General features: G+C 64.2%; 19 protein-coding genes and 1 other RNA gene. 12 read left to right on the top strand and 8 right to left on the bottom strand.

Annotated features, from left to right (window positions below; genetic code table 11):
- Positions 1 to 126: 126 nt before the first annotated feature.
- The 7 genes from IVA87_RS24785 to ssrA all read right to left on the bottom strand — a co-directional run bounded on the left by IVA87_RS24785 (position 127) and on the right by ssrA (position 5,709).
- The gene (locus IVA87_RS24785) at positions 127 to 1,998 is read right to left on the bottom strand and encodes a ferrous iron transporter B (protein WP_247335444.1); all 1,872 of its coding nucleotides are present in this window, start codon (positions 1,996 to 1,998) and stop codon (positions 127 to 129) included.
- Between the two features lie 23 nt (positions 1,999 to 2,021).
- Positions 2,022 to 2,297 (bottom strand): FeoA family protein, encoded by a 276-nt coding sequence (locus IVA87_RS24780; protein WP_247278520.1) that lies wholly within the window; start codon positions 2,295 to 2,297, stop codon positions 2,022 to 2,024.
- 111 nt (positions 2,298 to 2,408) lie between these two features.
- On the bottom strand, positions 2,409 to 2,660 hold the full coding sequence (locus IVA87_RS24775; RefSeq protein WP_247306579.1) for a ribbon-helix-helix domain-containing protein: 252 nt from the start codon (positions 2,658 to 2,660) through the stop codon (positions 2,409 to 2,411).
- A complete protein-coding gene (locus tag IVA87_RS24770) occupies positions 2,657 to 2,845 on the bottom strand; it encodes a DUF4169 family protein (RefSeq protein WP_247306577.1) in 189 nt (62 codons plus the stop codon). The genes IVA87_RS24775 and IVA87_RS24770 overlap by 4 nt, the downstream gene beginning before the upstream one ends.
- Positions 2,846 to 3,120: 275 nt before the next feature.
- Complete coding sequence (gene fumC / locus IVA87_RS24765) at positions 3,121 to 4,599, bottom strand: class II fumarate hydratase (protein ID WP_247335443.1); 1,479 nt, start codon at positions 4,597 to 4,599, stop codon at positions 3,121 to 3,123.
- A gap of 106 nt (positions 4,600 to 4,705) precedes the next feature.
- Positions 4,706 to 5,224 carry a ClpXP protease specificity-enhancing factor SspB gene (locus IVA87_RS24760; protein ID WP_247306571.1) on the bottom strand — a complete coding sequence of 173 codons (519 nt, stop codon included), beginning with the start codon at positions 5,222 to 5,224 and terminating at the stop codon, positions 4,706 to 4,708.
- A gap of 117 nt (positions 5,225 to 5,341) precedes the next feature.
- Positions 5,342 to 5,709: a transfer-messenger RNA gene (gene ssrA / locus IVA87_RS24755) on the bottom strand.
- A gap of 292 nt (positions 5,710 to 6,001) precedes the next feature.
- Here ssrA and IVA87_RS24750 point away from each other — a divergent pair.
- From IVA87_RS24750 to IVA87_RS24705, 10 genes are all read left to right on the top strand, one after another.
- The gene (locus IVA87_RS24750) at positions 6,002 to 6,763 is read left to right on the top strand and encodes a tripartite tricarboxylate transporter TctB family protein (protein ID WP_247335442.1); all 762 of its coding nucleotides are present in this window, start codon (positions 6,002 to 6,004) and stop codon (positions 6,761 to 6,763) included.
- A 4-nt stretch (positions 6,764 to 6,767) separates the two neighbouring features.
- Entirely contained in the window at positions 6,768 to 8,285 is a 1,518-nt protein-coding gene (locus IVA87_RS24745) for a tripartite tricarboxylate transporter permease (RefSeq protein ID WP_247278527.1), read from the top strand.
- 140 nt (positions 8,286 to 8,425) lie between these two features.
- On the top strand, positions 8,426 to 9,406 hold the full coding sequence (locus IVA87_RS24740; protein ID WP_247278528.1) for a tripartite tricarboxylate transporter substrate binding protein BugD: 981 nt from the start codon (positions 8,426 to 8,428) through the stop codon (positions 9,404 to 9,406).
- A 170-nt stretch (positions 9,407 to 9,576) separates the two neighbouring features.
- Positions 9,577 to 10,371, top strand: coding sequence for a thymidylate synthase (locus IVA87_RS24735; protein ID WP_247335441.1), 795 nt, complete (start codon positions 9,577 to 9,579; stop codon positions 10,369 to 10,371).
- 5 nt (positions 10,372 to 10,376) lie between these two features.
- Positions 10,377 to 10,862, top strand: coding sequence for a GNAT family N-acetyltransferase (locus tag IVA87_RS24730; protein ID WP_247335440.1), 486 nt, complete (start codon positions 10,377 to 10,379; stop codon positions 10,860 to 10,862).
- Positions 10,862 to 11,371 carry a dihydrofolate reductase gene (locus tag IVA87_RS24725; RefSeq protein WP_247335439.1) on the top strand — a complete coding sequence of 170 codons (510 nt, stop codon included), beginning with the start codon at positions 10,862 to 10,864 and terminating at the stop codon, positions 11,369 to 11,371. The genes IVA87_RS24730 and IVA87_RS24725 overlap by 1 nt, the downstream gene beginning before the upstream one ends.
- A 155-nt stretch (positions 11,372 to 11,526) precedes the next feature.
- Complete coding sequence (gene hflK / locus IVA87_RS24720) at positions 11,527 to 12,669, top strand: FtsH protease activity modulator HflK (protein WP_247335438.1); 1,143 nt, start codon at positions 11,527 to 11,529, stop codon at positions 12,667 to 12,669.
- Complete coding sequence (locus IVA87_RS24715) at positions 12,666 to 13,562, top strand: protease modulator HflC (protein WP_247278533.1); 897 nt, start codon at positions 12,666 to 12,668, stop codon at positions 13,560 to 13,562. The genes hflK and IVA87_RS24715 overlap by 4 nt, the downstream gene beginning before the upstream one ends.
- Positions 13,563 to 13,632: 70 nt before the next feature.
- Complete coding sequence (locus IVA87_RS24710) at positions 13,633 to 13,839, top strand: DUF2065 domain-containing protein (protein ID WP_027560516.1); 207 nt, start codon at positions 13,633 to 13,635, stop codon at positions 13,837 to 13,839.
- Between the two features lie 143 nt (positions 13,840 to 13,982).
- A complete protein-coding gene (locus tag IVA87_RS24705; RefSeq protein ID WP_247335435.1) occupies positions 13,983 to 15,488 on the top strand; it encodes a Do family serine endopeptidase in 1,506 nt (501 codons plus the stop codon).
- 77 nt (positions 15,489 to 15,565) lie between these two features.
- Here the strand turns inward: IVA87_RS24705 and serB are convergent, their stop codons facing one another.
- The gene (gene serB, locus IVA87_RS24700; RefSeq protein WP_247335432.1) at positions 15,566 to 16,471 is read right to left on the bottom strand and encodes a phosphoserine phosphatase SerB; all 906 of its coding nucleotides are present in this window, start codon (positions 16,469 to 16,471) and stop codon (positions 15,566 to 15,568) included.
- A gap of 11 nt (positions 16,472 to 16,482) precedes the next feature.
- Here serB and miaA point away from each other — a divergent pair, with 11 nt between their 5' ends.
- A complete protein-coding gene (miaA, locus tag IVA87_RS24695; protein WP_247335431.1) occupies positions 16,483 to 17,439 on the top strand; it encodes a tRNA (adenosine(37)-N6)-dimethylallyltransferase MiaA in 957 nt (318 codons plus the stop codon).
- A 328-nt stretch (positions 17,440 to 17,767) separates the two neighbouring features.
- On the top strand, positions 17,768 to 19,543 hold the full coding sequence (locus IVA87_RS24690) for an acetolactate synthase 3 large subunit (protein WP_247335430.1): 1,776 nt from the start codon (positions 17,768 to 17,770) through the stop codon (positions 19,541 to 19,543).
- Positions 19,544 to 19,685: the final 142 nt, after the last annotated feature.

Here is a 19,685-nt window from a genome sequence, read left to right as displayed (position 1 = left end):
TCCGAAATTTGCCCGGTTACCCCAGCTATGGTCGGATGACTTTCGCAGACGCGTAAGCCATTGATTTCATGACCCCCGTCTACTGTGCATGGGGTTGTTTTCGCAGCTTTTGTTTTGGGAGGGGCTTTAGCCCGCCCCTAGCGCGACCGCGACATTGTAGGTGACGAGGCTCGCCGCATAGGCCAGCAGCAGCATGTAGGTGAAGGTCACGGCCATCCAGGCCCAGCTTCCGGTCTCGCGCCGGATCACCGCCAGCGTGGAGGCGCATTGCGGGGCGAAGATGTACCAGGCCAGCATCGACAGGGCGGTCGCGAGCGACCATTTCGTCGCCAGCACCTGACCGATCTGCTCGGCCGCCTCCTTGCCGCCCTCGATCGCATAGACGGTGCCGAGGGCTGCGACCGCGACCTCGCGCGCCGCCATGCCGGGGATCAGGGCGACCGCGATCTGCCAGTTGAAGCCGACCGGCGCGAGCAGCGGCTCGAGCGCCTTGCCGATCATCGCAGCCAGGCTGAAATCGATCGCCGGCTCCGTGGCGCCCGCAGGCGGCTGCGGGAATGAAGCCAGGAACCAGATCAGCACCATCATCGAGAAGATCGTGGTGCCGGCGCGCTGCAGAAACATCTTCGCGCGGGTGTAGATGCCGATCGCGATCGATTTCAGCCGCGGCACTTTGTAGTCCGGCAACTCCAGCATGAACGGCGCCGGGGCATAGTCGCGCAGCATGAAGAACTTGATCACGAACGAGACCAGCAGCGCGCTGGCGATGCCGGTGGCATAGAGGCCGAACATCACGAGGCCTTGCAAGTTGATGAAGCCGCAGACGTCCCTGGCCGGAATGAAGGCGGAGATGATCAGCGTGTAGACCGGAATGCGCGCCGAGCAGGTCATCAGCGGCGCGATCAGGATCGTGGTCAGCCGGTCGCGCTTGTTGTCGATGACGCGCGTCGCCATGATGCCGGGAATGGCGCAGGCAAAGCTCGACAACAGCGGAATGAAGGCGCGGCCGTGCAGGCCGGCGCCGCCCATGATGCGGTCCATCAGGAACGCGGCGCGCGCCATGTAGCCGAAATCTTCCAGGAGCAGGATGAACAGGAAGATGAGGATGATTTGCGGCAGGAACACGATGACGCTGCCAACGCCGGAGATCACGCCGTTCTGCAGGAAGCTCTGCAGCAAGCCGGCGGGCAGGGTGGCCTGGACGACCTCGCCGAGCGCATCGAAGAAGGACTTGAGCAGTTCCATTGCCGGTTGCGCCCAGGCGAACACCGCCTGGAACATGACAAACAGGATCAGCGTCAGCACGATCAGGCCGCCGACGGGATGCAGCACGATCGCGTCGATCCGGGCGGTCCAGGTGTCGGGTCGAGCAGGCAGGCTGACGCAATCGGCGATGATGCGGTCGGCCTCGCGCTGGGTGGCGCGCAGCTCGGAGACGCTGAGCGCGCGCCAGTTGTTCTCGCGCAGCTCGGCAGCGAGCTTGGCCGAGAGCTCGTCGGTCAGCTGCAACAGATCGGCCGTGCCGCCCTTGCGCACCGCGATCGAGGTGACCACGGGCACGTCGAGCTCCTTGGCGAGCCGTTCCACGTCGACATTGATGCCGCGGCGCGTGGCGATGTCGAACATGTTGAGCACGAGGATCATCGGCCGTCCCGTGCGCTTGAGTTCAAGCAGCAGGCGGATGGTCAGGCGCAGATTGGTCGCGTCGGCCACGCACAGCACGAGATCGGGCATCGTCTCGCCGGAGGCCTTGCCGAGCACGAAGTCGCGGGTGATCTCCTCGTCCGGGCTGCGGCCGCGCAGCGAATAGGTGCCGGGCAGGTCGACCACGGAGACCTGACGGCCCAGCGGCGTGACGAAAAAGCCTTCCTTGCGCTCGACCGTGACGCCCGGGTAGTTCGCCACCTTCTGCCGGCTGCCGGTCAGGGCATTGAACAGCGAGGTCTTGCCGCTGTTTGGTGTGCCGACCAGGGCGAGATGCAGCAGGGGTAATTCCATGGGAGCAAATATCCGGCCGCTATCTAAGCGACGATGATGGCCATGGCTTCGCGACGACGAACCGCGATGGTGATGTTGTCGACCCGCACGGCGATCGGGTCGCGTCCGACCAGCCCCTCATGCAGGACCTCGACCCGGGCGCCCTCGACGAAGCCGAGTTCGATCAGCCGGCTCTCGAGTTCGATGTCCGACAGCGCCGAGCCCGCCTCGCGGGCAGACAGATGCTGGATGACGCCGGTATAGCCGCGCTGCGCCAGGCCTAGCGGCATCTGCGAACGCGTATCGTTGGTGTCGGTCATGCCCTGTATTTTCAACCCAGGGCATTGAGGTCAAGCGCGCTTGCTCGCCGAAGCTGCACCTTAGAGTGATTTTAAAGTGCAGAGCAGGTCGCCCGGGGAAAGTCCCGGCGGCTACTGGGCGGAGACCTTTTCCGGCTGGACGGCCATGGCGCGGCTCTTGAAGTAGTCCAGGACGAACAGCCGGATCGCCGACGACAGATTACCCTGCTGGCGGTTACTGTCGATCTCGCCGACCAGCTCGGACAGCGTCATGTTGCGCAGGCCCGAGATCTCCTTCATGCCGTTCCAGAACGCCTCTTCCAGGCTGACGCTGGTCTTGTGGCCGGCGACGACGATCGACCGTTTCACGACGGGCGACTTCATGGCTGCTCCTCGCGATCGATCTGGTGCTGATCCAGATGCTCCTTCGCCCGGTCCGCCCGCTTCTCCTCCGCCGACCGCTCCGCTTTCGTGCGACCGAACTTCGCCCGGTTGACGTCCGCCTGCTTCGCCGAGGCTTCCCGCTCGGCGCGCTTCCTGAAACGATTCAGGTTGATGACGTTCCCCATGCCGCGTCTCCATCACCCGATCCTCTTCAGGCAGGTTGAAACGTTCAGAAACTGGGCGCTGCATTGCGCCCCAAAAGACTTGATTGCCATTCGCTCGTCCTCGTCAATCGGCCACTCGGCCATCAAACGATGAATTTCGCCCCGTCGAGGGCAGAAGGGCTGCGCAGCACGCCGCCCCGCAGCGCCATTGACGGTAATCAAATCCCGCCCCCAAAGCCGCATATTTCTGCGGGTCTGGCGTCCGTATCACTACGGATGGCTATCGGAATTCGGAATTATCCCGGGCTGGTCATCTTCTCGGGGCGGACCAGGCGGTCGAATTCATCGGCCGAAACGAAGCCGAGCCGCAGCGCCTCTTCCTTCAGCGTGGTGCCGTTGGCATGCGCGGTCTTGGCCACCTTGGCCGCATTGTCGTAGCCGATTTTCGGCGCGAGCGCCGTCACCAGCATCAGCGAGCGCTGCATCAGCTCCCTGATGCGCGTCTCGTCGGCGCGGATGCCGCTGACGCAATGTTCGGTGAAGGAGCGCGCGGCGTCCGCCAGCAAGCGGATCGAGTGCAGCATGCTGTAGGCCAACACCGGCTTGTAGACGTTGAGCTCGAAATGGCCCTGGCTGCCGGCGATCGTGATCGCGGTGTGATTGCCGAACACCTGGCAGCACACCATGGTCATCGCCTCGCACTGCGTCGGATTGACCTTGCCCGGCATGATCGAGGAGCCCGGCTCGTTCTCCGGCAGGATCAGCTCACCGAGACCCGAGCGCGGGCCGGATCCGAGCAGGCGGATGTCGTTGGCGATCTTGAACAGGCCCGTCGCCACCGAATTGATGGCGCCGTGCGCCAGCACATAGGCATCGTTCGAGGCCAGCGCCTCGAATTTGTTGGCGGCGCTGGTGAAGGGCAGCTTCGTGATCCCGGCAACGTGCTTTGCGAACAGCTTTGCAAAGCGCGGCTTGGAGTTGAGGCCGGTGCCGACGGCGGTGCCGCCCTGCGCCAGCGGATAGAGCTCCTTCACCGCGACCTTGAGCCGGGCGATGCCGCTCTCGACCTGCGCGGCATAGCCCGAAAACTCCTGGCCGAGCGTCAGCGGCGTCGCATCCTGGGTGTGGGTGCGGCCGATCTTCACGATCTTGGAAAACTCCTTCTCTTTCTTACGCAGCGCGCGGAGCAGCTCATTAAGCGCAGGGACGAGATCGGCATTGATGCGGCTTGCGGCGGCAATGTGCATCGCGGTGGGAAAAGAGTCGTTCGACGACTGGCTCATGTTGACGTGGTCGTTGGGATGCACCGGCTTCTTGGCACCGAGCTCGCCGCCGAGCAGCTCGTTGGCACGGTTGGCGATGACCTCGTTGAGGTTCATATTGGTCTGCGTGCCGGAGCCGGTCTGCCACACCACCAGCGGGAAATGATCGTCCAGCTTGCCCTCGATCACCTCGCGCGCAGCGCGGATGATGGCGTTGGCGCGGCGCTGGTCGAGCAGGCCGAGTTCGCGGTTGGACTGTGCCGCGGCGAGCTTGACGATGCCGAGCGCGTGCACCAGCGAGATCGGCATGCGATCCGTGCCGATGCGAAAATTCTGGCGCGAGCGTTCGGTCTGCGCCCCCCAATAGCGGTCGGCGGCGACCTCGATGGGGCCAAAACTATCGGTCTCGGTGCGGGTGGCGGGGCGGTCGGTCTTCGAGCGAGCAGTGTCTGAGCGCGCAGTCTCTGAGCGGGCAGTCTCTGAGCGGGCAGTTTTGGCCATGAGCATATCCATTTCGCCGTGCGGAACGCCGCGCGGCCCCTTGTATATGCTCTTCTATATAGGGCGTCGGATATATAGGAAGTCCGGCCGCGCGCGACGGGGGCGGGCCCAGTCTAGATCATTTCTTGCGGAAACGATCGAGCCGTACGACTTCGGCGCCGCCCTGGTTCGGGGCCGCCGGCGCTTCCGTGCTTTCCCCCGGCTCAGCGGCGGGCGCGGGTACCGCGACGGCCGACGGTGCGGGTGCTGCCGGCAAACTCTCGGGCACCACCTCGGCGATGTCGGAGGTGTCGAACTGGAGGCCGAATTTCACAGACGGATCGAGGAAGCTCTTGATGGCGCTGAACGGCACCACCAGTCGCTCCGGAATGCCGCCGAAGGACAGGCCAACCTCGAAACGGTCCTCAAGCACGGTCAGGTCCCAGAACTGGTGCTGGAGGATGATCGTCATCTCTTCCGGATATTGCGCGAGCAACCGCGGCGACAGCTTCACGCCCTCGGCCTTCGACACGAAGGTGATGAAGAAATGGTGCTCGCCCGGCAATCCATGGGTCGCCGCATCGGTCAGCACCTTGCGCAGCACGCCGCGCAGCGCATCGCGGGCCAGCACATCGTATCGGATATGATCGGTCGCCATGGTGGTCCTGTTGCATCCCCGAAGCCGGGGCCCTGCCGGCCCGACTCGCCAAGCCGCAATAGTACCGCGCCTGACGGGTCAGCAGGAGTCCCCGCCGGGGAAGAAATCAAAGAGTAAAGTGGAGGCTTCTGTTGCCAGGTGCCTCCGAACCCCGCCTAGCGGAGCTTAACCCGCTAGGACTTTAGAGTGGTCTTTCAAACTGCGTTACGCAGCCTGAGCAACCGGAGCAAAGTTGTCGTTGGCAACTATTGCAGTAGCCCGATAACGGCGGAACAATACCGGGAAAAAGTACGCCCTTTACGCCCTCGTCGATCCTATTTCGCCCCCGCCAAAGCCCGCTTCTTGGGCCAGCCCATCGGTGGGCTTTGGTGGAGGCGCCGGGTACCGCCCCCGGGTCCGAATGGTTTATTGCGACGACCGTTTATTTCCATAGCCGGCGAACCGGCATCCCCAATATAGGGGGCAAACGTTTCGAAAAACAGGGGTTTCAAGCGGTGATCCAGCGGTTTCCATGCGCAGGTTCCGGATGGTCGTCGGCTGGAATCTGGCACGTTTCATCGCCATTGATGGATCCCGCTGCCGCACCAAGAGCGCGACGGTTGCGGTGATCACCTCCGTTCGCGCATCAATCCACTCTGCTCCTGCTCGCCGGAGCCTGTTGGGTTTTGCTGGCATTGTGTGATGAAAATCGCTAGGCAGTGATTCGGGCGGGGGATCCAGTTCCAGCCGATTTAGAACAACAGTGCTCGTGACTTACGGGTCGCGGAGGAGACAGGCATGGCCGACACGATGGGCCACTCAGCGACCGCCACCCGAAACACAAAGGTGGCGCTCGGCTTTTGTCTGCTGGCGCTTGCGCCGCAGATTTTCGAATTGATCTGGTCGATCGGGACGATCTTCGGCTGGGGCGCCGGGCGCGGCCCGGCGACGGTGGTCACCAACCACGCGACGGCGCTGCTCGCCGGCGCGCCCAGCGCCATCCTCGGATCGTTCAGTGGCGGTGCCAAGAAGGCCTCGTCCGAGGTGCTGCTGGCGCTCATCTATTCCTATCCGCTGTTCGTGGTGGCGATTCTCACGCTGTTCATGACGATCCGATCGGCGCAGGACTATGTCGGCGGCGTCGTCCTGATGGCGCTGGCGCTGTTCGCGTTGTGGGCATCGAGTGATTTGCAGGGCATGCGGGGCTTCTCCTTCGGCGCAGGGACCGCGCCGCGCATGTTCGGCGGCCTGCTGGTCGCCTTGTCCGCCGGTATCGCCCTGACCGGGCTCCTGACGGAGGGAGCCCCGCTTGCCCATTACGCCTGGCGCGGGCCGCTGTTCGTGGTGGCGGCGATCGTCTTTTTCGCACTGGCGATCCGGCCTCTTGGCCTCGTGGTCACAGCCTTCGTCAGCTTCATGATTGCGGCGACGGGCTCGCACGAGACGCGCTGGCTCGAAGCTGCGATCGTCGGCGCCTGCCTGACGTTCGGTTGCGCAATCCTGTTTCCGTACGTGCTCGGGCTGCCGATGCCGATGTTTCCGCGTTTCCTGATCCAGTGAGGGCGTGATGGATATCTTTGCCAACCTCGCTCACGGCTTCGCCGTCGCGCTCTCTCCGATCAACCTTCTGATGTGCCTGATCGGCGCTCTGGTCGGGACGCTGGTGGGCGTGCTCCCGGGCATCGGCACCATCGCGACCGTCGCGATGCTGCTGCCGATCACCTTCGGACTGCCGCCGGTCGGCGCGCTGATCATGCTCGCCGGCATCTATTACGGCGCCCAGTACGGCGGCTCGACCACGTCGATCCTGGTCAATATACCCGGTGAGGCGACATCGGTCGTTACCGCCATCGATGGCCATCAGATGGCCAAGCAGGGCCGCGCTGGTCCCGCGCTGGCGATCGCCGCGATCGGCTCGTTCTTCGCCGGCTGCGTCGCGACCGTCTTGATTGCCGTCCTCGGCGCGCCGCTTACGAAGCTCGCGCTGGCGTTCGGCCCGGCCGAATATTTCTCGCTGATGGTGCTCGGCCTGATCTTCGCGGTGGTCCTGGCCAAGGGCTCGGTGCTGAAGGCGATCGCAATGATCGTGTTCGGCCTGTTGCTCTCGATGGTCGGCTCGGACATCGAGACCGGCGCCTCTCGCATGGCCTTCAACATTCCGGAACTCGCCGACGGCCTCGGCTTTGCGACGGTGGCGATGGGCGTATTCGGCTTTGCCGAGATCATCCGCAATCTCGACGCCGGCGCCGAGATGAGCCGCGATCTCGTGCAGCAGAAGATCACCGGCCTGATGCCGACCAGAAAGGATCTGATCGACTCGACGCCTGCCATCCTTCGCGGCACCGTGCTCGGCTCGATCCTCGGTATCCTGCCCGGCGGCGGTGCGACGATCGCATCGTTTGGCGCCTATACGCTCGAGAAGAAGCTTGCCAAGAATCCGTCGCGGTTTGGCCGCGGTGCGATCGAGGGCGTGGCGGGGCCGGAGAGCGCCAACAATGCCGCCGCGCAGACCTCGTTCATCCCGCTGCTGACGCTCGGTATCCCGCCCAACGCGGTGATGGCGCTGATGGTGGGCGCGATGACCATCCACGGCATCGTGCCGGGCCCGCAGGTGATGCAGAAGCAGCCGGATCTCGTCTGGGGCATGATCGCCTCGATGTGGATCGGCAATCTGATGCTGATCATCATCAACCTCCCGCTGGTCGGAATCTGGGTACGGCTGCTGCGCGTGCCGTACCGGCTGATGTTCCCCTCGATCGTGATCTTCTGTGCGATCGGCATCTATTCGGTCAACAACGCACCGGTCGACGTCATCCTCGCAGGCGTGTTCGGCCTCGTCGGTTACTGGCTGATCAAGCACGATTTCGAGCCGGCGCCGTTGCTGCTCGGCATGGTGCTGGGGCCGCTGATGGAGGAGAACCTGCGCCGTGCGCTGCTGATCTCGCGCGGCGACTGGAGCGTGTTCCTGACGCGTCCATTGTCCGCGGTGCTGCTGGCCGTCGCGGCGGGCCTCCTGGTTCTTACGGTGCTGCCGGTGTTGCGCGCCAAGCGCGACGAGGTGTTCACCGAGTCTGAGAACTGAGGGGGTGCGCCCTGCGTCGGCGCCGCGCCCTGCGTCCGCGCGCCGCATTCGGAAGTCGAATCGACTTGTATGACGGCTTCGTGGAATGAAAATGCCGGCCTTCGTGGCCGGCATTTTTGTTTGTCTCCCGGGAGATCGAGATGACTGTCATTCGCGCGCTTGCGGGCGCATGTGCCGCGGCGTTCGCATCATTGTGCGTCCTTGCCGCACCGGCTGAGGCACAGACCTATCCGACGCGCAGCATCACCATGATCGTGCCGTTCGCGGCCGGCGGACCGACCGACGTCGTCGCGCGCATCGTCACCGCGCACATGGCGCAGACGCTGGGGCAGAGCATCATCATCGAAAACGTGGTTGGCGCCGGCGGCACCACCGCCACAACGCGCGCGGCGCGTGCGGCCAACGACGGTTATACGCTCATCACCGGGCATATGGGCACGCATGCCGCCTCCGTGCCGCTCTATCCGAAACTCGCCTATCATCCCGAAAAGGACTTCGAGCCGGTCGCGCTGCTCGCGGGCACGCCGATCCTGATCCTGGCGCGCAAGGATTTTCCGCCGAAGGACCTCAAGGAGTTCGTCGCCTACGTGAAGGCCAACGCCGAGAAAGTGAATGCCGCGCATGCCGGCGTCGGCTCGGTCTCGCACGTCTCGTGCGAGCTTCTGCACTCCATCCTCGACATCAAGCCGGTCGGTGTGCCCTTCAATGGCACGGGCCCTGCGATGAACGCGCTGGTAGCCGGCCAGGTCGACTACATGTGTGACCAGATCGTCAACGCCGTGCCGCAAATCAATGCCGGCACCATCAAGGCCTATGCGATCGCGACGGCGGAGCGCAATCCGTCGCTGCCGAACGTGCCGACCACGGCGGAAGCCGGCCTGCCGGCATTCCAGGCCCAGGCCTGGAATGCGATGTTCGCACCGAAGGGAACCTCACCGGCAATCGTTGCGAGCCTGAACGCCGCGGCCATCAAGGCGCTCGACGACGAGACCGTGCGGAAGCGCCTGCTCGAGCTCGGCAGCGTCATTCCCGGCCCCAAGGACCGTACGCCAGAGGCGCTGGCGACCCTCGTCAAGAACGAGATCGCGAAATGGAGCCCGGTGCTCAAGCCGGCAACTTAGCCAGCAGGATCAGGCTGATAGGCGAGGGGCGGGCCGCTGGGTTCCGCCCCTTGTCGTTTGCGCCGGGAACGCTCACTTTTCCGGGTATAATCGGCGCGAACAGCGAATCGCCGCTGTCGCAGCGCGGAGGCGGCCGCTAAATTTCCAGCCTCCCCAAAGGCGCACGACACATGCACCAATATCAGGACCTGCTCGAGCGGATTCTTTCAGACGGCGCCGAGAAGACCGACCGGACCGGTACCGGTACGCTGTCGGTGTTCGGCCACCAGATGCGCTTCAATCTGTCCGCCGGTTTCCCGATGCTGACCACCAAGCGGCTGCCGCTGAAGGCGATCGTGCATGAGCTGCTCTGGTTCCTCAAGGGCGACACCAACATCAAATATTTGCGCGACAACGGCGTCACCATCTGGGACGAATGGGCCGATGCCAACGGCGATCTCGGCCCGGTTTACGGGCATCAGTGGCGCTCCTGGCCCACGCCTGATGGCCGCAGTATCGACCAGATCGCGAACGTGATCGACATGATCAAGCGCAATCCGGACTCGCGCCGCCTGATCGTCTCGGCCTGGAATCCGGCCGAGGTCGACAAGATGGCGCTGCCGCCGTGCCACTGCCTGTTCCAGTTCTACGTCGCCAACGGCAAATTGTCTTGCCAGCTCTATCAGCGCTCTGCCGACGTGTTCCTCGGCGTGCCCTTCAACATTGCCTCCTATTCGCTACTGACGATGATGGTCGCGCAGGTCACCGGCCTCAAGCCCGGCGACTTCGTGCATTCGTTCGGCGATACCCACCTTTATTCCAACCATCTGGAGCAAGCGAAGCTCCAACTCACCCGCGCGCCGCGCGCGCTGCCGGTGATGCGGATCAACCCCGACGTGAAAGACATCTTCTCGTTCCGCTTCGAGGATTTCGAGCTCGTCGGCTACGATCCGCATCCGCACATCAAGGCGGAAGTCGCGGTCTAGCGCCTATGTCGCTCAACATCCGCCGCGTGCGCCCGGGCGAAGCCGGGCTCGTTCTTGCTTTCATCCGCGAGCTCGCCGAATACGAAAAGCTCTCGCACGAGGTCGAGGCAACAGAGGCGATGATTGCGGACGCGCTGTTCGGCGAGCGGCCGCAGCTCCATTGCGCGATCGCCGAGTGGAACGGCGAGGCGGTCGGTTTTGCCGTGTGGTTTGCGAATTTCTCCACTTTCAGCGGCCGCCACGGCATCTATCTCGAAGACCTCTATGTGCGGCCGTCGCATCGGGGCAGGGGCCTCGGTAAGGCGCTGCTGGTCTATCTCGCGAAGGAATGCGTCGACAACGGCTGGTCACGCCTGCAATGGGCGGTGCTCGACTGGAACGCGCCGTCGATCGCGTTCTACAAATCGCTCGGTGCCGTCATGATGGACGACTGGACGCTGTGTCGCGTCACCGGGCCAGCGTTGACACGGCTTGCCGGGAGCGCGACCTGATGGAGATCGTCTTCGTCGTCGCGATCGCCGAGAACGGGATCATCGGCGCCGGCAACGCCATGCCGTGGCGAATGAAATCCGACATGGCGCGCTTCAAGGCGCTCACGATCGGCAAGCCCGTGATCATGGGCCGCAAGACCTTCGAATCCCTGCCCCGGCCGCTGCCGAACCGCACCAACATCGTGATCACGCGGGATGCAGACTATCGCGCCAACGGCGCCATCGTCACGACGTCGGCATCGGATGCGGACGCGATTGCGCGGGGCGACGCCCTGCGGCGTTCGGTCACTGAGATCGCGGTGATCGGCGGTGCCGAGATCTTTCGGCAGTGGGTCGATCGGGCCGATCGGCTCGAAATCACCGAAGTACATGCCAGGCCCCAAGGCGATACGTATTTCGACATCGACAAGGCCGAGTGGGACGAGGTGGCGCGCATCCGTCATCCTGCCGGCCCCGACGACAGCGCCGACTTCTCCTATGTGACATATCGTCGGCGGGCGGGCCATTAACCGCATTCGCCAATGTTTACATTGACTTTTTCGTGCCCGAGCATAGCTCGGAGGACGGTCAGGGCTGCGTTGTAAGGGACCTGCCTGTCCCCTATAAAGCCGGACCGGACAAAGCGGGCGGGGGGGCCATGCCACCCTGCCGAGGAGAGCGTCGAATGCCGTGGAAGAATCAGGGCGGTGGCCCATGGGGCTCGGGTCCAAAGGGACCGTGGGGCTCAGGCCCGCAACCGGTCGGGCCGAGGCCGCCGGATCTGGAAGACCTCCTGCGGCGCGGCCAGGACCGCCTCCAGCAGATCATGCCGGGCGGCTATTTTTCCGGCGTCGGCATCACGCTGATCATCCTGCTCATCGTCGCGTTCTGGCTGCTGTCGGGCTTCTTCCGCGTGCAGTCCGAAGAGCGCGGCGTCGTGCTGCGCTTCGGCAAGCATGTCCGCACCGTCGATCCGGGCCTGAATTATCACCTGCCGTATCCGATCGAGACCGTGCTGCTGCCGAAGGCGCTGCGCGTCTCCACGACCTCCATCGGCATGACGGTGATCGAGGAACCGGCGCGGCGCGGCCGCTCCATTCGCGACGTGCCGGAAGAGAGCCTGATGCTGACCGGTGACGAGAACATCGTCGACGTCGACTTCACCGTGCTCTGGCGCATCAAGCCCGACGCCGGCGGCGTCGGCGATTTTCTGTTCAACATCCAGAACCCCGAAGGCACCGTGAAAGCGGTCGCCGAGAGCGCGATGCGTGAGATGATTGGCCGTTCGCAGATCCAGCCGATCCTGACCGGTGCCCGCAATACGATCGAGCAGGGTGTGCAGGAGCTGATCCAGAAGACCCTCGACAGCTATGGCGCGGGCATTCTCATCACCCAGGTGCAGATGCAGAAGGTCGATCCGCCAGCGCAGGTGATCGACGCCTTCCGTGACGTGCAGGCGGCGCGCGCCAATCTGGAGCAACTGCAAAACGAAGCGCAGACCTACGCCAACCAGGTGGTGCCGCAGGCGCGCGGACGTGCAGCGCAGATCCTGCAGGCCGCCGAAGGCTACAAGGAGCAGGCGGTCGCCGAGGCCAAGGGCCAGAGCGCGCGCTTCCTGAAAGTGTACGACGAATACAAGAAGGCGCCCGACGTGACGCGTGAGCGGATTTATCTGGAGACGATGGAGCGCGTGCTCGGCGGAGCCGAGAAGCTGGTCTATGACGGCGGCCCTGGGGGGCAGGGTGTCGTGCCCTATCTGCCGCTTCCCGAGTTGACGCCCAAGCGGCAGCCTACGACCGGTCCGCAGTCGAGCGGGGGCAACCGATGAGGTCTCCGGTTACAGGTTTCGTCTCGCTGCTCGGACTCCTGCTGGTCGTGATCGTCGGCTACATGTCGCTGTTCACGGTGCAGCAGACCGAGCAAACCATCGTGCTCCAGTTCGGCAAGCCCGTCGACGTCGTCACCGCACCCGGCCTGCATTTCAAGGCGCCGTGGAATTCGGTGATCAACATTGACAAGCGGATTCTCGACCTGGAGAACCCGTCGCAGGAAGCGATCGCCTCCGACCAGAAGCGGCTGGTGGTCGACGCCTTCGCGCGTTACCGCATCAAGGATGCGTTGCGCTTCTATCAGAGCGTCGGCTCGATCCAGGCCGCCAACATTCAGCTGACCACGCTTCTCAATGCGGCGCTGCGCCGCGTGCTCGGCGAGGTCACCTTCATCAACGTGGTTCGCGATGATCGCGAGAAGCTGATGCAGCGCATCCGCGATCAGCTCGACCGCGAGGCCGATGGCTACGGCATTCAGGTCGTCGACGTCCGGATCCGCCGTGCCGACCTGCCGGAGCAGAACAGCCAGGCGGTCTACCAGCGCATGAAGACCGAGCGTGAGCGAGAGGCCGCTGAGTTCCGCGCGCAGGGTGGCCAGAAGGCTCAGGAGATCAAGTCCAAGGCCGATCGCGAGGCGACCATCATCGTCGCGGAGGCCAATTCGCAGGCTGAGCAGACCCGCGGTGCAGGCGATGCCGAGCGCAACCGCCTGTTTGCGGAAGCCTACAGCAAGGACGCCGATTTCTTCGCCTTCTACCGGTCGATGACGGCCTATGAGAACGGGCTACGCTCGAACGACACCCGTTTCCTGCTGCGGCCGGACTCGGATTTCTTCCGGTACTTCAGTAACCCGTCCGGCAAGATGGCAACTGAGACGCCGGCGAAGCCCTAAGCCAGACAAGGGCGGCCGGCTCGGCCGCCCTTGCCCAGACAAGAACAGCATAACGGGAGGTTCCATTCCGATGAGGTCCATTGCGTTTGCCGACTTCCTCATCGGCCTGGGCATCCTGTTCGTGCTGGAAGGCTTGATGTTCGCGGCCAGTCCCAACTGGATGCGCAAGGCCATGAAGAGTGCTATCGCCACGCCGGACAACATCCTGCGGGCTGTCGGGATCGGTTCGGCCGTGGCCGGCCTGATCCTGATCTGGGTGATGCGGCGCCCGGTTTAGACGTCATTCCAACGCCAAAGTGAAGGCAATCGACCGGTTTTCGCCGTATTATCGGGGTGTTGAGACCCGTTAAGCTCTGCGCTTGCGTCGTCCCCCCGTTCGAGCGCAGGCTGGCGCCGAACCCCTATTCTCTGGAGATCACAATGACCGCTGCCACCATTGCCCCGTCCCGCTTGCGCCACTGGCTGCGAACTGGGCTGGCCGCGCTCGCCATCGGTGCTTTCGGCGCGTTCGGCACGCCGGCTCATGCGCGTGGACCGGACGGCATCGCCGACGTCGCCGAGAAGGTGATCGACGCGGTCGTCAACATCTCCACGTCGCAGACCGTCGAGGCCAAGGGCGGCGGCAGCAACACCATGCCGCAACTGCCGCCAGGTTCGCCGTTCGAGGAGTTCTTCGATGACTTCTTCAAGAATCGCAGGGGTCCCGGCGGTGGCAGCAAGGGCGGCGACAACAACCCGCCGCGCAAGACCAATTCGCTCGGCTCCGGCTTCATCATCGACGCAGCAGGCGTGGTCGTTACCAACAACCACGTCATTGCCGATGCCGACGAGATCCATGTCATCCTTAACGACGGCACCAAGATCAAGGCCGAGCTGGTCGGCGTCGACAAGAAGACCGACCTCGCCGTGCTCAAGATCAAGCCGCCGAAGCCGCTGGTCGCGGTGAAGTTCGGCGACTCCGACAAGCTCCGGCTCGGCGACTGGGTGGTTGCGATCGGTAACCCCTTCAGTCTCGGTGGCACGGTGACGGCCGGTATCGTTTCGGCCAAGAACCGCGACATCTCCTCAGGGCCATATGACAGCTATATCCAGACCGACGCCTCCATCAACCGCGGCAATTCCGGCGGCCCGCTGTTCAACCTCGACGGCGACGTCATCGGCGTCAACACGCTGATCATCTCGCCGTCCGGCGGCTCCATCGGCATCGGCTTCGCCGTGCCGTCGAAGACGGTCGTTGGCGTGGTCGACCAGCTCCGGCAGTTCGGCGAGCTGCGCCGCGGCTGGTTAGGGGTGCGCATCCAGAGCGTCACCGACGAGATTGCCGAGAGCCTCAACATCAAGCCGGCGCGCGGCGCGCTGGTCGCCGGCGTGGACGACAAGGGTCCGGCGAAGCCCGCCGGCATCGAGCCTGGTGACGTTGTCGTCAAATTCGATGGCAAGGACGTCAAGGATCCGAAGGACCTGTCCCGCGTCGTCGCCGACACGGCGGTCGGCAAGGAGGTCGACGTGATCATTATCCGCAAAGGCCAGGAGCAGGCCAAGAAGGTCACGCTCGGCCGGCTCCAGGATCCCGAAAAGGTGCAAGCCGCGGTGAAAACCGACGAGCCCGCACCCGAGAAGCCGGTGACGCAGAAGGCGCTCGGTCTCGATCTGGCAACGCTGAGCAAGGATCTACGCGCGCGCTACAAGATCAAGGACACCGTCAAGGGCGTGGTCGTCACCAATGTCGATGCCAATTCCGACGCCGCCGAGAAGCGGCTCTCCGCCGGTGACGTCATCGTCGAGGTGGCGCAGGAGGCGGTGTCGAGCGGCGCCGACATCCAGAAGCGGGTCGATCAGCTCAAGAAGGACGGCAAGAAGTCGGTGCTGCTGCTCGTCTCCAATGCTGAGGGCGAGCTGCGCTTCGTGGCGTTGAGCGTGCAGTAGGAAGGGCTGGTCGTCCTACCATTCATTGTCATTCCGGGTTCGATGCTTCGCATCACCCCGGAATGACGCAGAGAACGTTATCCCTCCACGAACTCCTCGCGCCGATACCCTTGCGCATACAGCAGCGCGGTGAGATCGCCGTGATCGATCCGCGCTGCGGCGGCCGCGGCCACCGCTGGCTTGGCGTGATACGCCACACCGAGACCCGCCGCCTGGATCATCCCAAGGTCATTGGCGCCGTCACCGACCACGACCGAGTCGAGGTCGTCGAGATCGAAAGATTCCATCAGATCCAACAGCGTCGCGAGTTTCGCGGCGCGGCCCAAGATCGGTTCCTTCACCTCGCCGGTGAACTTGCCGTCGCGCACGACGAGCTCATTGGCGCGGTTTTCCTGGAAGCCGATCTTGGCGGCGACCGCGTTCGTGAACAGCGTGAAGCCGCCCGAGACGAGGCAGGTGTAGGCGCCGTGCGCGCGCATGGTCGCGACCAGCTCACGGCCGCCGGGGGTCAGCGTGATGCGCTTGGCCAGTACTTCGTCGACCGCGCTGGCGGGCAGATCCTTGAGCAGCGCAACGCGCTCGCGCAGCGCCGGCTCGAACTCGATCTCGCCGCGCATCGCGCGTTCGGTGATGGCGGCCACATGCGCCTTCACCCCGACCAAGTCGGCGAGCTCGTCGATGCATTCCTGGCCGATCATGGTGGAATCCATGTCGGCGAGAAAAAGCTTCTTGCGCCTGAAGCCGACTGGCTGCACGACGATGTCGATGGGCAGGTCGCCGCGAAGCTCGCGGAGCCGCTGTTCGATGGCGTGGCGGTCGCCTTCGAGGTTACTTTCGGCGCCGAAGGGAATGTCGACCGCAATCCCTTCGAACAGCCAGTGTGCGGGAGCTGCCTGTGGCAGCACCGCGCGGGCGCCGTCGACGATGGTAGAGTCGAGCGCAGGATTGTCGGGATTGCAGATCAGCGTGGCGACGAGGGACATTTGAGGTTTTCGTGAGCGAGGGGCAAGTCAGCGGAAGGCATGTTGGCAAGGCCGTGCTTATCGCAGGCCCGACCGCCAGCGGCAAGTCGGCGCTGGCCCTCGAGCTTGCGCTCGCCACCGGCGGCGTCGTCATCAACGCCGATTCCATGCAGGTTTACCGCGATCTGCGCATCATCACGGCACGGCCGACAGCGGCTGATGAGGCGCTCGTGCCGCATCGTCTCTATGGCCATGTCGATGCGGCCGTGAATTTCTCGGCCGGCGCCTGGGTAGGCGACGCGGCGAAGGCGCTCGAAGCGGCGACGGCCGAACGCCGCCTGCCGATCTTCGTCGGCGGCACCGGGCTCTATTTCAAGGCACTGACGGCGGGCCTCTCCGTAGTGCCGCCAATTCCTGCCGAAGTGCGCGAGGACGTGCGCGCGCGGCTGCAGCAGAACGGCGTCGAAGCGCTACACGCGGAACTCGCGCACCGCGATCCGCGTGCGGCCGAACGATTGAATCTGCGCGACCGCACCCGGATCGCGCGCGCGCTGGAAGTGGTCGAAGCGACCGGCCGTTCGCTGCTCGATTGGCACGGCGAGGGCCAGCCGCCGTTGCTGCCGAAGGACAATTTTCGCGCGGTGTTTCTCGCCCCCGCGCGCGACGAACTCTATGCCCGCATCGATGCGCGCTTCGATGCCATGTTGAGCGCCGGCGCGCTGAGGGAGGTCGAGCGGCTTGCCGCCAGACACCTCGATCCGCTGTTGCCGGCCATGAAGGCCCACGGCGTGCCGGCGCTGATCCGGCATCTGCGCGGTGAACTCAGCCTGGAAGAAGCTGCCACAATCGGCCGCGCCGACACCCGCCACTACGCCAAGCGCCAGTTTACCTGGTTCCGGCATCAATTGCCTGAGTTCGAATGGGTGAAGCCGGAGGAGGCGAGGGGATGGCTCGCCGCGATCGTACACGCGACACGGGATGCGAACTGACGACCTTTTGTGCCCGGTTCCTGAATTTACCGCTCGCCGAACCCGGGGAACACCGCTACACTGCCAAAATCGCGCGGGAACGGCCACATTGCCTTGACATCCGGGCTTTGGCCGCTATGTTTCGCGCAACCTTTGGGAAGCCGAGCGCCTGCCATGCGTAACATTATTACCAAACTCCTTATCGCCGTCGTACCCAGGCACACCGCCGGGGGTGGCTAGCTGCCATCCACAAGACAGGCGGTGTGCGTGGGCCCTCTTCGGGGCCTTTTTTATTTCCCGAACCCGACACGAACGAAGCCGCTGACAACAGCGCATCCGGAGCAAGCCAATGAGCGAGAAGAGCCACGATCCGAACCAGATGACCGGCGCCGCGATGATCGTCCGCGCGCTCATCGATCATGGCGTGACCGACATTTTCGGCTATCCCGGCGGCGCGGTGCTTCCGATCTATGATGAGATCTTCCAGCAGAGCGAGGTCCAGCACATCCTGGTCCGCCACGAGCAGGGCGCCGGCCATGCCGCCGAGGGCTATGCGCGTTCGACCGGCAAGCCCGGCGTCGCGCTGGTGACCTCCGGTCCCGGCGCCACGAATATGGTGACGCCGCTGACCGACGCGCTGATGGACTCGATCCCGCTGGTGTGCATCTCCGGCCAGGTGCCGACGCATCTGATTGGCAACGACGCCTTCCAGGAATGCGACACCGTCGGCATCACGCGCCCCTGCACCAAGCACAACTGGCTGGTGCGCGACGTCAACGATCTCGCCAAGGTGCTGCACGAGGCTTTCTATGTCGCGACCTCCGGCCGTCCGGGTCCGGTGCTGGTCGACGTTCCCAAGGACGTGCAGTTCGCGACCGGTACCTATCATCCGCCGCGCAAGTCCGACGTGCACCGCTCCTATGCGCCGCGCGTGAAGGGCGATGCCACGCAGATCCGCAAGGCGGTGGCGCTGCTCGCCAACGCCAAGCGTCCGGTGATCTACAGCGGCGGTGGTGTCATCAATTCCGGTCCCGAGGCGACCAAGCTCTTGCGCGAGCTGGTCGAGGTTACCGGTTTCCCGATCACCTCCACGCTGATGGGCCTCGGCGCCTATCCGGCTTCGGGCAAGAACTGGCTCGGCATGCTCGGCATGCACGGCACCTATGAAGCTAACATGACCATGCATGATTGCGACGTCATGCTGTGCGTCGGCGCGCGCTTCGACGACCGCATCACCGGTCGCGTCGATGCGTTCTCGCCGGGTTCGAAGAAGATCCATATCGACATCGACCCATCCTCGATCAACAAGAACATCCGGGTTGACGTGCCGATCATCGGCGATTGCGGCAACATCCTCGGCGACATCCTCCAGGTGTTCAAGGCAGAGGCGAAGAAGCCCGAGATCAAGTCGTGGTGGCAGCAGATCGCGCAGTGGCGTGCCCGTAATTCGCTTTATTACAAGAAGAGCAACGACGTCATCCTGCCGCAGCATGCGATCCAGAGCCTGTTCGAAGCGACGCGCGGCAAGGATACCTACATCACGACCGAGGTCGGCCAGCACCAGATGTGGGCGGCCCAATTCTACGGCTTCGAGGAGCCGCATCGCTGGATGACGTCGGGCGGCCTCGGCACCATGGGCTACGGCTTGCCGGCCGCGATCGGCGTGCAGGTTGCCCACCCCGATAGCCTCGTGATCGACATCGCGGGCGATGCCTCGGTGCAGATGACGATGCAGGAGATGTCGACGGCCGTGCAGTACGAGCTGCCGATCAAGATCTTCATCCTGAACAACCAGTACATGGGCATGGTGCGGCAGTGGCAGCAGCTGCTGCATGGCAATCGCCTATCGCATTCCTACTCGGAGGCGCTGCCGGATTTCGTCAAGCTCGCCGAAGCCTATGGCGGCGTTGGCCTCCAGGTGCACAAGCCTGGCGATCTCGAGGGCGCCATCAAGGAGATGATCGCGGTCAAGCGCCCGGTGCTGTTCGACTGCCGCGTCGCTGCGCTCGAAAATTGCTTCCCGATGATCCCCTCCGGCAAGGCGCACAACGAGATGCTGTTGCCGGAGCAGGCCAACGACGCGGCCACCGCGAAGGCATTCGCCGGCGGCAAGGCGCTGGTGTGAGCGCAATGGTCACAAGCTCCGCTGCCATCGTTCGGCTCGGCCGGCCAAACCAGTACGCCGCTCCCTGTGTAGGGATCTCACGCCGTGGCAATTGCTGGCGGCCCGCCTTCGCGGCCATGACGAAGAAGATTTGAGGGGACGA

It is taken from the genome of Bradyrhizobium sp. 147 (assembly GCF_023073935.1).
Taxonomy (GTDB): Bacteria; Pseudomonadota; Alphaproteobacteria; order Rhizobiales; family Xanthobacteraceae; genus Bradyrhizobium.
The sequence above is the reverse complement of the archived record's forward strand: the minus strand, read 5'-3'. Positions and strand labels throughout refer to the sequence as shown.